The 13287-nt window shown below is 31.0% G+C and carries 13 protein-coding genes; 10 read left to right on the top strand and 3 right to left on the bottom strand.

Translation table 11 applies throughout. The annotated features are described in order from the left end of the window. Nucleotides 1–16: 16 nt before the first annotated feature. Together HNP35_RS19370 and HNP35_RS19365 are read left to right on the top strand one after the other, a co-directional pair. A complete protein-coding gene (locus tag HNP35_RS19370) occupies nt 17–1192 on the top strand; it encodes a thioredoxin family protein (protein WP_184166425.1) in 1176 nt (391 codons plus the stop codon). Nucleotides 1193–1206: 14 nt separating this feature from the next. After that, nucleotides 1207–1704, top strand: coding sequence for a GNAT family N-acetyltransferase (locus HNP35_RS19365; RefSeq protein WP_184166427.1), 498 nt, complete (start codon nt 1207–1209; stop codon nt 1702–1704). Nucleotides 1705–1862: 158 nt separating this feature from the next. On the opposite strand, the gene HNP35_RS19360 is transcribed toward HNP35_RS19365, so the two are convergent. Continuing rightward, entirely contained in the window at nt 1863–2450 is a 588-nt protein-coding gene (locus HNP35_RS19360) for a glutathione peroxidase (RefSeq protein ID WP_184166430.1), read from the bottom strand. A gap of 873 nt (nt 2451–3323) precedes the next feature. Between HNP35_RS19360 and HNP35_RS19355 the strand changes: the two genes are divergently transcribed. Then, on the top strand, nt 3324–3854 hold the full coding sequence (locus tag HNP35_RS19355) for an RNA polymerase sigma factor (RefSeq protein ID WP_184166433.1): 531 nt from the start codon (nt 3324–3326) through the stop codon (nt 3852–3854). Further along, on the top strand, nt 3854–4642 hold the full coding sequence (locus HNP35_RS19350; protein WP_184166435.1) for an anti-sigma factor: 789 nt from the start codon (nt 3854–3856) through the stop codon (nt 4640–4642). Before HNP35_RS19355 ends, HNP35_RS19350 begins: the two co-directional genes overlap by 1 nt. Before the next feature lie 467 nt (nt 4643–5109). On the opposite strand, the gene ccsA is transcribed toward HNP35_RS19350, so the two are convergent. Continuing rightward, nucleotides 5110–8325 carry a cytochrome c biogenesis protein CcsA gene (ccsA, locus tag HNP35_RS19345; RefSeq protein WP_184166450.1) on the bottom strand — a complete coding sequence of 1072 codons (3216 nt, stop codon included), beginning with the start codon at nt 8323–8325 and terminating at the stop codon, nt 5110–5112. A gap of 299 nt (nt 8326–8624) precedes the next feature. Here ccsA and HNP35_RS19340 point away from each other — a divergent pair, with 299 nt between their 5' ends. The 5 genes from HNP35_RS19340 (at nt 8625) to HNP35_RS19320 (ending at nt 12025) form a co-directional block, all read left to right on the top strand. Beyond that, nucleotides 8625–9386, top strand: a complete 762-nt coding sequence (locus HNP35_RS19340; protein ID WP_184166453.1) for a Rossmann-like and DUF2520 domain-containing protein — start codon at nt 8625–8627, stop codon at nt 9384–9386. After that, nucleotides 9370–9897 carry a KdsC family phosphatase gene (locus tag HNP35_RS19335; RefSeq protein WP_184166456.1) on the top strand — a complete coding sequence of 176 codons (528 nt, stop codon included), beginning with the start codon at nt 9370–9372 and terminating at the stop codon, nt 9895–9897. Before HNP35_RS19340 ends, HNP35_RS19335 begins: the two co-directional genes overlap by 17 nt. An 82-nt stretch (nt 9898–9979) precedes the next feature. After that, complete coding sequence (locus HNP35_RS19330) at nt 9980–10906, top strand: geranylgeranylglycerol-phosphate geranylgeranyltransferase (protein ID WP_184166459.1); 927 nt, start codon at nt 9980–9982, stop codon at nt 10904–10906. Beyond that, a complete protein-coding gene (locus tag HNP35_RS19325; protein ID WP_184166462.1) occupies nt 10899–11483 on the top strand; it encodes a Maf-like protein in 585 nt (194 codons plus the stop codon). The genes HNP35_RS19330 and HNP35_RS19325 overlap by 8 nt, the downstream gene beginning before the upstream one ends. A gap of 11 nt (nt 11484–11494) precedes the next feature. Continuing rightward, a complete protein-coding gene (locus HNP35_RS19320; RefSeq protein WP_184166465.1) occupies nt 11495–12025 on the top strand; it encodes a mechanosensitive ion channel domain-containing protein in 531 nt (176 codons plus the stop codon). A 130-nt stretch (nt 12026–12155) separates the two neighbouring features. Here HNP35_RS19320 and HNP35_RS23975 read toward each other — a convergent pair whose 3' ends face one another. Continuing rightward, nucleotides 12156–12278 (bottom strand): hypothetical protein, encoded by a 123-nt coding sequence (locus HNP35_RS23975; protein ID WP_317618027.1) that lies wholly within the window; start codon nt 12276–12278, stop codon nt 12156–12158. Here HNP35_RS23975 and HNP35_RS19315 point away from each other — a divergent pair. Beyond that, nucleotides 12226–13230 (top strand): AI-2E family transporter, encoded by a 1005-nt coding sequence (locus HNP35_RS19315; protein WP_317618026.1) that lies wholly within the window; start codon nt 12226–12228, stop codon nt 13228–13230. The two genes, HNP35_RS23975 and HNP35_RS19315, sit on opposite strands and share 53 nt — an antisense overlap. Nucleotides 13231–13287: the final 57 nt, after the last annotated feature.

Below are 13287 nucleotides of genomic sequence, written 5' to 3'. Positions count from 1 at the left end.
TAAAAGCCAACTCGATATGCGTTTCTTATTTATAGCCATTTTTACAATCATTTTTCAAGTCGCAATTTCTCAAAATCAATTTGTTCCTATTGATATTCCGTATAAAACAGCTTTAGAAACGGCTAAAAAAGAATCAAAACCACTTTTTGTGATGCTATATGCTGATTGGTGTCCGCATTGCAATTTGATGAAAAGTGAAGTTTTAAGTGATTCAGCAGTGAAAGATTTTTTAAATAAGAATTTTGTCTGCACTTATAAAAACATTGAAAAGGAAGAAGGAATTGCTTTAAAGAATAAATTCAAAACCAAATCGTTGCCTACTTTTTTGTTTTTAGATTCGAACGAAAATTTGATTTATGCTTTGAAAGGAGAAATGAAAAAAGCAGATTTTTTAAATGAGCTTCAATATTCTTTAAATCCAAAAATGCAATTGCCTTATTTAGAAAAAGAATTTATGGCAGATCCGAGTAATTCGGACAAATTCTTTACTTATTTGAATACTTTAAAAAAAGGAAAAGACAGAACAGAATTATCTCCAGCTACGCATATTTACCTAAATACGCAGTCTGATAAACAGTTAATTAGCGAATTAAACTGGAGAGTTATTGCAAATGGTGTGACAGATATAAAATCGAGAGAATTTCAATTTGTTTTACAGCATCAAAAAGAATTTGCTGCTGTTGCATCTCAAAATAGAATTGACAAAAAGATTGAAAATATTGTAAATGAATTACTTCGCCCATTGGTTGACAATTTAGATACTATAAATTATTATAAACAAAGGGAAGTTGCCAAATCGATTCGTTTACAGAAAACAGATTCTTTAGTTTTTAAATATGATTTAACTTTGGCTGAAAGAACCGAAAAATGGGATTTTTATAAAAAAGTGACTCTTGAAGACACTCAAAAATTGGTTTGGAATGATGCTAGTTTCTTAAAAGAGATTGGAAATACATATTTCAAACATATTAATGACACTGAAAGTCTTAAAAAAGCTATTTTTTGGGTCAATCATTCTTTAGAATTAAATGACTCTTACGACGGAAATTTACTAGAAGCTAAACTTTACAACAAAATAAAAGATAAAAAGAAAGCTTTAGAATATGCTAAAAATGCCAAAGCCATTGCAAAAGAAATGGGTTGGGATTCTAAAGAAATCGATATTCTACTAACAGAACTAAACAAAAAATAATATAATAATTACCAATGAGCATTATTTTAAGACCAGCAACTGAAAACGATTTGCAAAAAATATTAGAAATTGTAAATCACTCCATTTTGCATACAACTGCCAATTACAGCTACGAAATCCAGACTTTAGAAGTTCAAAAAAAATGGTTTGAAGATAAAACAGCTAAAAATCTTCCGATTGTCGTTGCAGATTTAGATGGTGAAGTAGTTGGTTTTGGAAGTTATGGTCAGTTTCGCGAAAAAATTGGGTATCAATACACTGTTGAGCATTCTGTTTATGTGGTAGATAATATTATTGGAAAAGGAATTGGTTCTAAACTTTTAACTGAATTAATTCGTCTAGCGAAAGAACAAGGTTATCATGTTATGATTGGCGCTATTGACGCCGATAATGCGGGAAGTATTGCTTTTCATGAAAAATTTGGTTTTGTTGCAACCGGAACAATTCGTGAAGTTGGATACAAATTTGATCATTGGCTAGATTTGGTTTTTATGCAGTTAATTTTGGTATAAATTAACCGTAAAGACCGCAATGATTTACGCGAAAGTTCGCAAGGATAAATTTTAAAAAACTTTGCAACTTTGTCACTTTGCCTCTTTGAGCCTCAAAAAAAAATCCACAAACTTGAATAATCAAATTTGTGGATTTTTCGGGTTTAGATAGTTACAGTTTAACTTTTAATCCAATTTATAATTTCTGGATCTGTTGGTAAAGTTTTCGGTTTAATCACTTTAACCAATTCTCCTTTTTCGTTGATTAAATATTTTTGAAAATTCCATTCAACTTCAGAATCTTGCAAACCATTTTTAGATTTTTCTGTTAGGAATTTATAAACTTCACACATATCGCTTCCTTTTACAGAAACTTTGTTCATCATTGGGAAAGTCACGCCGTAATTTTGTTGGCAGAAAGATTCAATTTCTTTAGCTGTTCCAGGTTCTTGAGATGCAAAATTGTTTGCTGGAAAACCAACAATTACAAAACCTTTATCTTTATACTGCTTGTAAATAGCTTCTAAATCTTTATACTGAGGTGTTAAACCACATTTTGAAGCCGTATTTACAATCATGATTTTTTTGCCCTTCAAAGATGCGAAGTCAAAAGTATCTCCTGATAAATCCTCTACTTTAAATTGATAAATTGTTTCTTTTGCCATGGTTTTATCTATTTTAGATAATTTGTTCTTACTTGTTTGGGCATTTGTGCCTGTCGTAAACAAAGCTGCTGCTCCAAATAGTATAAATAGTATTTTTTTCATCTGATAATTTTTTATAAAATTAGCTAAAATACATTTCATTAAAACTATTTTATTCCTTTAAATTTTGCCAATCAAAAGTTAAAAAAAATGAAGCCTAACGTTAATCAGACGTTAGGCTTCCCCCCATACAAACAAATCAAACCATGAATTAATTATTATGCAATCTTTTATATAATGTATTTTGTTTTTAAAAAGTTGATGCCTCGGTTATGTGAAAATCTTTTTAACCCCTAAATGTCACACATGATTCAAAATATTTTCAAATGGCTTGTATCTAATCTAAACTCTTTATAATTGTTGTGACATATTAAAAAAATATTCGGTCTGGAAGTCCGAGAACATCAACTATTAAAAATTACTAATCATTTTTTCAGAACGTATTTTTAAGTTTTACTGCTTATAGATTGAAATAAACAGAAGAATAAAAACGAGCAAAACAAATATTTTCAAAAGATTCATCAATTGTTATGTCTTATAGATAATACATTGATTTTGAGCAATAACTTTCAAAAAGTCATTTTTTGAAATTGTGCACAATGCCAAAACTGTCGTCAAACCAACTATAACTATTTTAATTATTTTGCTATCCATAATTCTGTTTTTAAAATTGGATTCAACAACAGTTTTATTATTTAATTAGCATCTTTTAATTTCTTAAGATGTTTCTCACGTTTATAAATACATTTACGTAATTGGATTGTTTTTGGTTTTAAAAAAATGTAAAAAAAATCACATTTTTTTTTAACCCCTTGATTTTCCTAGGGTTTGGACTACAAAAAAAAATAAAAAAAATAAAAAAAAAATAATTTATCTTTATAACAGGTTACCTAATAACGTCTAGCTATTAATGTTTAAACTTAAAAATCCAAATCTATGAGTCAAGAAGAATTGTTAGTTTTAATTTACAAAAAGGACGAAAAAGCTTTTACACATTTATACGATATGTATTCAAAAAGTTTGTTTTCAGTCATTCATGTCTTAATCAAAAATCGAGAAGAAGCAGAAGATGTCCTGCAAGATGTTTTTGTAAAAATCTGGAAGAACATCGATTCTTATAACGAAAGCAAAGGCCGATTTTACACTTGGATCCTTAATATTGCTCGAAATACTTCGATCGATAAACTCCGTTCTAAAAATTATAATAACAGTCAAAAAAACCTTTCCTCAGATAATTTCGTAAATCTGTTAGATGAGAGCAATAAATTAAGTCACAAACTCGATGCAATTGGAATTCAGGAATTCGTAAAGAAACTAAAACCAAAATGTATTGAAATAATTAATTTGTTATTCTTTAAAGGATATACCCAACAAGAAGCTTCAGAAGAATTGGCCGTGCCACTGGGAACTATCAAAACACAAAACAGAAACTGTATTAACGATTTACGTAATTATTTGAAAATATAATGGAAGCACAAGAATATATAGAATCAGGTATATTAGAGCTGTATGTTTACGGCTTACTAAGTGAGAAAGAAAACATAGAAATTGCTGAGCTAGCAAAAAATAATACAAATGTAGATGAAGAGATTATTTCGATAGAAAAAGCCATAATTGCCTTATCTTCAAGCTTCTCTCCTTTCCACTCTGTAGAAAACTTTGAGAAAATAAAAGCTCGCTTAGAACTTAAACATGGCAAAGTAGTAGACATGAAACCTACCACAAAATGGTCGCAATATGTGGGTTGGGCAGCTGCAGTGTTATTATTGTTAGGTTTAGGCTATCAAACTATGGAACTGACAAAAACAAAAGAAGCTATCTCTACTGTTGGAAATGAGAAAAATAAAATCCAAAGAGATTATGCTTATTTAGGTCAGGAAAATAAAGAAATTAAGAAAAGCTTAAATATTGTAAGAGATATTAAAAACACTGGTGTAACTCTTGGCGGACAAGCAGTTTCTCCAAAATCTTTTGCAAAAGTATACTGGAATCAAGAAACCAAAACAACTTATATAGATGCCGCTGGTTTACCAACGCCTCCAAAAGGAATGGTTTACCAAGTTTGGTCTCTTAAATTGAGTCCAGTTCTTACTCCTACTAGTATTGGTTTATTGGATAATTTTGAATCTAACTCGCAAAAAATCTTTGCTGTAAGCCAAACAGATTCTGCCGAAGCTTTTGGAATTACACTAGAACCTGCTGGAGGAAGTCCAACACCAACAATGGAGCAACTTTATACTTTAGGAAAAGTTTAAAATTTAATTTTGCATAAATTTAAAAAGGAGCTATTATTAAATAGCTCCTTTTTTTTAGCTTCGGAGAAGCCAAATATTATTGACAGAAATATGCGGTTACAATATAAAACTTCAGCGGAGCGAGATAAATTACATAAAAAAAAATGTCGCTCCGCTGGAGCTTTTTATATTCGTATTATTAAAATTCTATAAATATTTGACCCCGCTGGGGTCCTGATAAATAAAATAATTTTTATAAAAATTTATACAATCTTAGGAGTTTTTCTTTAAATAGCTTTTTTTGCTAAGCTTCGGAGAAGCTAAATATTTATAGAAAGCAAAGCTATACAAAATAAAGCTCCAGCGGAGCGACGTATTTTAAACCTAATATTTCGGTCGTTGAAGTTTTTTCATTCTAATAAAACACAAAAAAAGCTCAGAATTAAACTGAGCTTTTTCTATACGAATCAATAATTAATTTTTGAGGCTTATTTTTTTACTTTTTTCGTTTTATAATACTTTCTATATTTTGGATAAGTTACAGCTCCAATTAAAGAAATTGTAATTAAACAATAGTAAATCCAATTTAATGAATGCGCTTCTCCGCTTGCGTATGAATGCAAACCAACCAAATGGAAGTTTACTCCGTAATACGTAAACAAGATTGAAACAAAGGCATACATACTCATTAAGTTAAAGAACCATTTTCCTCTCAAAGCAGGAACAAAACGAGCGTGAATAACAAATGCGTAAATCATAATAGAGATTAAAGCCCAAGTTTCTTTTGGATCCCAACCCCAGTAACGTCCCCAGCTTTCGTTTGCCCATTGTCCTCCAAGAAAGTTTCCAATTGTCAACATGATTAAACCGATAGTTAAAGACATTTCGTTGATGTATGTTATCTCTTTAATGTTTAACTCCATTTTGGCTTTGTTTTTCTCAGTTGTAAACAAAATCAATAATAATGATACAAATCCTAAAATCATTCCTAATGCCGTTGGACCATAACTACCTACAATTACCGCAACGTGAATCATTAACCAATAAGAATTAAGAACTGGCTGTAAGTTTGCAATTTCTGGATCAATCCAGTTTAAGTATGCTGCCATTAAAATCATTGCTGTAACGAAAGCAGATGAAGCAACAGTTAATTTTGATTTTCTGTCAAAAGCCAATCCGAAGAACATAGTTGACCAAGCCACATAAACAATAGATTCGTAAGCATTACTCCAAGGAGCGTGCCCCGAAATATACCAACGTGCTATTAAAGCTAAGGTGTGAATCGCGAATAATAATCCAACAATGATATGGAAACCATTAATTGTAATTCTAAGCCATCTTTTTTCAAAGAAAATATTAACAATGATAAAAGCTAGCATAAAGATTGACGCAGTAATATACCAATAAGGCAATTTCTGTAAAACGTCATATTTGTTATAAGCAATCTCAGCATCAATTTTCTTCTCGCTTGGTCTTACTTTTGCTCCAAATTTCTTTTGAAACCCATTGATACTTTCTACTAAATTATCTGCTGTATCAAAATTCTTGGCAATAGAACCGTTATTTAAAGCGCTAAAATATAAAGGAAGAATTTGTTTTACATAAGTAGAATCCATTCCTTTAAAACCTGCGTTATCACGTTCTAAGTAAGAAACCCATTTGTTTCCAGGATCGTTTGGTACAGGAAATATTTTTAAAATACGACCGCTTAAAGCAGACTCCATTAAGTTTACTTTTTTGTCAGTTTCGATAAAATCTTTCTCAAAACTATTTGGATTTGCAGCTTTATAAGCAGCATCTAAATAAGGAGATAATTTATAATTTCCTTGCTCATCAAAGAATTTTACAAACGGTGCAAATTTATCTTTTGAATCGATACCAATGATTTTACGGATACTGTCATTCTTTGTATTGATATAAATAATAGGAACTTGAATCCAAACCTGAGCGTATTGCGTCATAGATAAAAATACCTGATCAGAATTCATCTCATTATATTTATCACTGTGACTTACTTTACGAAGCAATTCAGAAGAAAAAGTGTTAATTGGCTTCATTCTTCCCCCAGCATCTTGAATAATCAAACGACCGAATTTAGCTGCATGCGCTTCTGGAGCTTTATAAATGTTTAATAGTGAATCTAATTGTTTTTTGCTTGGCGGTGCCGTAACATGATTTGCGTGATCGTTTGGATCTGTTGAATGCACATGATCGTGATCGTGCGAATGAACATGTGGTGTTTGTTGAGCAAAACCGTTTAAACTAATTAGTAAAATTAAAATAGTAATTAATTTTTCTTTTTTCTTTTTAACGCTTTCTAGTTTCTTTTTCAAATCTCCAAAACGAGAATTTTTTGTAAACATAATTGCCATTAAACCAATGTAAAGTAGAAAATATCCTAAATAAGTAATATTTGTTCCCCAGAAATCGTGGTTTACAGAAAGAACAGTTCCTTTTTCGTCTGGATCGAATGAAGATTGAAAGAATCGATATCCTTTATAATCCAAAACGTGATTCATAAAAATATCGGCATCAAAAGTTTCTGTAGAATCTTGAACGGTTACTTTACTTTTAAAAGCAGAATAACTTTTTTCTGTTCCAGGATATTTGTCGGCAATAAAATCATTTAATCTAATTTTAAACGGTAAAACATAGGCTTTACTTCCATAGAATAAAGAATATTCTATATTGCCAATTTTTACAGTTTTTGGTTCTCCAACTTGTCCTTTAGAGCCCATAAGCATAACTTCTTTTTCCTGACCTTCAGCTTTAACTTTTACCACTAAAGCATCTGAATGAGATTTTGCTTTAAAATCATTATTAGATTCATAATCAACTTTCCCTTTCATTGGCGGGTCCGGAAAAACAATTCTAATATCACCAATACTATACAAAGAACGCATCATTAAAGGCTGAACATCATCTTTAGTTACTTTTCCTTTTAATTGATCTGCCATTCGCATAAACTCTCCTTCAAATGGAGTTTGAATGGTATATTTTTCACCTTTTGTGTTGATGTTGATTGCACCGTCAGTTTGCTTATTTAAAGCAAATAAAACATTATGAATGTTTTGTACTTCACCTTCTTTCAGGTAATGCTCCTCACGTCCGCCTGCTCCTGCTTCAACTAATTTTAAGTATAAAGTTCCGTTTGTATCTGGCTTAACAACTTCTTTCGCACCCATAATGTATTTCGAGTACGTAACTTCAAAAGGTGTTTCATCAAATTTTCCTGAAACAGTGAAATCATTATTAGTTACAGGAGAAAGCAAAAGGCTTTTTTCGAAAACTCTTCGTTTCATTTCGCCTTTGTACTCGCCATCAACAAAAATTGTTAAAAATGTTTTATCTGAATAGATTTGGTTTTCTGCCGCGCCTTCGCGAATTGGCATCATTCCTTCGTAACTGATATATCTAGTAATGAAAGCTCCTAAAAGGATAAAAACAAAGGCAATATGTAATAAAAGTGTTGCCGATTTTTCTTTTTTATGAAGTTGGTAACGCTTTATATTCCCGAAGAAATTAAGCATAAAGATGGCCATTATCGCTTCAAACCACCAAGTATTGTAAATTAGTATTCTGGCTGTATCGGTGTTGTATTTACTTTCGATAAAAGTTCCAACACCCATTGCAATTGCGAATGTTAAAAAAAGAACGGCCATTAATCGTGTAGAAAACAAAAAAGAGAATATTTTTTTATCCATTTCTTAGGAATTACATTGTATAAAAGTGGCACAAAAGTACTTAAAAATGTTGATTTGCAGACTCGGAGTTTTGTTAATAAAAACTAAAAATAAGGCTTAAATTTCAAACAAATTGACAATATAGAAAGTTAAAACTTACAAAAACAAAAGCTTTTTTCACTCTCTTAATTTTTTATTGAAATCGTAATAAATCAAAAAATGAAAAAGATACAGTTTAAACGGCAATAAAAGTCTCGAAAATCCATTATGAATACTTTGCAGGCTCTTTGCATTAAAAAAATAATACTAATTTTGCTCTTATGATTCAGATAACTATAATTGGTTCTGGCAATGTTGCACAGCATCTAATAAAGGCTTTTAGCGCCAGCAAAATTATTGAGATAAAGCAGGTTTTTTCTAGAAAGAAAGAAGCTCTACATCATTTAATTGAGTTTGAAAAAATTATTGATGATTACAACCATTTACAAACAGCTGATTTGCATATAATTGCAGTTTCTGATAATGCTATTAGCGAAGTTTCAGAACAGCTTCCTTTTAACAATCAACTTGTGGTTCATACATCAGGAACGTCTTCAATTGAACTTTTAAATGAAAAAAATCGTCGTGGTGTTTTTTATCCGCTTCAGACATTTTCTAAAACAAAAGAAGTAGACTTTTCAATAATTCCTTTCTGTTTAGAAGCTGAGAATACGGCCGATTTCAAACTTCTTGAAACGGTTGCCAAAAGTATTTCTACAGCAGTTTATTCGATAAGTTCCGAACAGCGTAAAGCATTGCACGTAGCAGCTGTTTTTGTGAATAATTTCACGAACCATTTATACCATTTAGGACAGGAAATCTGCGAAGAAAACCAGCTTCCTTTTGCTATTTTAAGACCTTTAATTCAAGAAACAGCAGACAAAATAAATACTTTAGATCCTGTTGATGCGCAAACAGGTCCAGCTAAACGCCATGATTCGAATACTACCGAAGCACATTTGGCTTTTTTACAAGACGAAAACAAAAAAAATATCTATAAAATTCTAACACAATCTATACAGCATAATGGCAAAAAGTTATAAAGAAATAATGAATGACATCACAACATTTGTTTTTGATGTAGACGGCGTACTTACAGACGGTTCTGTTTTTGTAACCAACGAAGGCGAAATGTTAAGAACAATGAATATTCGTGATGGTTATGCTATAAAAGCTGCAATCGAAAGTGGCTATAATGTATGTATTATTTCTGGCGGAAGTAATGAAGGAGTTCGTATTCGTTTACGTAATTTAGGTGTAAACGACATTCATTTGGGAACTCCTGATAAAGTAAAAACTTTAAAAGAATATGCTGACGCAAATAGCATTAAGCGCGAAAATGTCCTTTATATGGGAGATGATATTCCCGATTTTCATGTTATGAAATTAGTTGGACTTCCGACTTGTCCGCAAGACGCAAGTCCTGAAATTAAAAATATCTGTCGCTACATTTCACATGTAAAAGGCGGACGAGGCGCAGTAAGAGATGTTATCGAACAAGTCATGAAAGTGCAGGGAAAATGGATGGAGTATTTTAACGGAAAACACGATTAAAGTTTTCAGTCACAGTGACAGTTTTCAGTTAGTAAAAAACCTTTGAACCTTAGTTCCTCAGAACCTTTGTAACTTTAAAAAAATGAAATTCCTAAAGCTTATTCGTTACCAAAATCTTTTGATGCTTGCTTTTATGCAGCTTCTTTTTCTTTATGCCTTTTTAAAACAGCAAGATATTCCATTAGCTTTATCAGACTGGCAATACGGATTATTGGTTTTAAGTACAGTCTTACTTGCAGCAGCTGGTTATACAATTAATAACATTTATGATGTTGCAACCGACAGTATTAATAAGCCAAACGATGTAGTTGTTGGCAAAGGTATAAGTGAAACTGCTGCTTTCAATATTTATATAGCATTAAATGTATCTGGCGTTGGAATCGGTTTTTTGCTTTCTAACATAATTCATAAACCGACTTTTGCTTCACTTTTTATCTTGATTGCTTCTCTGCTCTATTTCTACGCTACAAGTTTAAAGCAAATTATGATTTTAGGTAATGTTGTGGTTGCTGCACTTCTTGCTGTAAGCGTATTAATTATTGGAGTTTTTGATCTTTTTCCAGTTACAACTGCGGAAAATCAAGCGCAAATGGCAAGTCTTTTTTCAATTCTAACCGACTATGCGTTGTTTGCTTTTATGATTAATTTTATACGTGAAATTGTTAAAGATATAGAAGATGTAAATGGAGATTACAATCAAGGAATGAATACTTTACCGATTGCGATTGGAGTTAATAGAGCCGCAAAAATCGCTTTAGGATTTGCTGTAATTGCTTTTATACTTTCGGCACTTTACAGTAATACTTATTTCATGCAAAACAAGCTTTATATTGTAATATTCTATGCTTTTGCTACTGTTTTAGCGCCTTTGTTATATTTTATTGTAAAAATTTTCAGTGCCAAATCTCAGAAAGATTTTCATCATTTGAGCACGATATTGAAGCTTATTTTGTTCTTTGGAATTTTATCAATTTTGGTTATTGCCTTAAATATCAAATACAATGCTTAAAGAAAAACTAAAAAAATATAAAATCATTTTAGCTTCAGGTTCTCCTAGAAGACAGCAGTTTTTTAAGGATTTAGATCTTGATTTTGAAATTCGTCTAAAAGATATTGAAGAAATTTATCCGCCTGAATTAAAGGCTACCGAAATTACAGATTATCTTGCCGAACTTAAAGCAAAAGCATTTGAAGGCGAACTAAAAGAAAATGAAATTTTAGTAACAAGTGATACTATTGTATGGCATCAAAATAAGGCTTTAGGAAAACCAAAAAACGCCGAAGAAGCCTTTACAATGATAAAATCAATGTCGAATGCAACTCATGAGGTAATTACTTCTGTTTGTTTTAAAACAGCTGACTCTTCTACTCTATTGCATGACATTACCAAAGTAACTTTTAATGACTTGTCAGACGAAGCTATTTTATACTACATAGAAAATTATAAACCTTACGATAAAGCTGGAGCTTACGGTATTCAGGAATGGTTTGGTTTTATGGCAGTTGCAAAAGTTGAAGGCTCTTACACCAACGTTATGGGACTTCCGACTGCAAAAGTCTACGAATTTTTGACTACATTAGTGTAAAAATTTTATTTATGTTTTCTTTTAAAGAGTATAGCCGCGAAATATTAGCCACTGTAATTCTTATTGTTGTACTTATAGTACTTCGAGTAGTAATAGCCAATCTAATAAGACGTTTTGCAGCGACAAGTCAATTATTTGAACATCGTACCAACCTAGTCATTAAATACATCAATATTTTGATGAATATTTTGGTGGCAACAAGTCTAATAGTCATTTGGGGTGTACAAACTGAGGATATTTTCTTTACTATTTCTTCTATTGCAACCGTTATTGGAGTTGCTATGTTTGCGCAGTGGTCAATTTTGAGCAATGTTACTTCTGGAATGATTTTATTCTTCTCTTTTCCTTTTAGAATTGGAGATACTATTAAAATACATGATAAAGATTTTCCTATTGAAGCTGAAATTGAGGACATCAATACTTTTCATGTTAGCTTAAAAACGAAAGAAGGAGAAAAAATAATTTTCCCTAACAACTTATTGCTTCAAAAAGGAATTTCTATAATACCAGCTAAATACGAGGAAAGAGAGTTTTTTGACTAAAATATAGAATGGGAATTTTATAAGTGCAGGCAAAAAAGCTAGAACATAAAATGGCAAATAAAGTGTAATATTTGTTTAATAAATCTAGCTAAACCTCATTAAAAATGACTCGACCTATTACTTTACCTTTTTATGCAAAACTTGCATTTATTCTTGTTACCTTAATTTGTTTTGCATTTATATTTTGTACCGGAAAAGATATTTTGACACCAGTCTTGCTGGCATTTTTGTTTGCAGTATTATTGTTGCCCATTTTTACTTTTTTAAACACGAAATTAAAGTTTCCTCGACATCTTGCAGGAATTATATGTCTATTAATTTTTCTATCGATTATAATCGGTATTTTGGTTTTTATATCTTATCAAGTTACGAATATGGCAAATGATTTCGAAACTATAAAGAAGAATGCTAATTCGTTTATAATTGATATACATAAATTTATTAGAGAGAATTTTCAGATTAGCATTGGCGATCAAAAGAAATATTTGGATAATATGACCAAAGATTCAGTAAAAACTGGTCAGGCAAAATTAGGCTCATTCATTATTTCGATAAGCGATGTTCTTTTAGACAGCACTATAATTATTATTTACACTTTTCTATTCTTAATCTATAAAGAACATTTTAAACTATTTTTAGCGAAACTAGTTCGCAAAGAAAATCATCCCGTTTTAGTAGATATTCTTTCTCAAATTAAAGTTTCCATAAACAATTATATCGTTAGTTTAATTATCGAAATGATAGTTGTTTCTGTTTTGACAAGTTTAGGATTATGGATTATAGGAATCAAATACTTTATTTTATTGGGATTGATAACTGGAATTTTAAATTTAATTCCGTACATCGGAATTCTAGTTGCTGGAATTATTACTGTTTTAGCCTCATTAACTGGATCTGCAGAATTTTCTATGATTCTAGGAATTCTTATTGTCAACATAATTGTTCAATTTATTGATAATAATCTTCTTGTGCCGCTAATTATAAATTCTAAAGTTGAGATAAATGCTTTCGTATCTATTATGGGAATTATTGTTGGAGGCGCCGCGGCGGGAATTGCCGGAATGTTTTTAGCTATTCCGCTATTGGCAATCTTAAAAATTATATTTGACAGAATTGAATCTCTCGCACCTTGGGGCTATTTAATGGGCAATCATGTTCCGAGAAAATTTAGATGGAGAACAAAAAATGTGTCAACCGAAAATTAAACAAAAGGAATCTTAAAAGTCACTTTAGAATTTCTTATATTCATAAAAAATAAAACT

The sequence above is a fragment of the Flavobacterium notoginsengisoli genome (assembly GCF_014207905.1).
GTDB classification, from domain to species: domain Bacteria; phylum Bacteroidota; class Bacteroidia; order Flavobacteriales; family Flavobacteriaceae; genus Flavobacterium; species Flavobacterium notoginsengisoli_A.
This window is presented reverse-complemented; position numbering and strand designations above follow the sequence as displayed.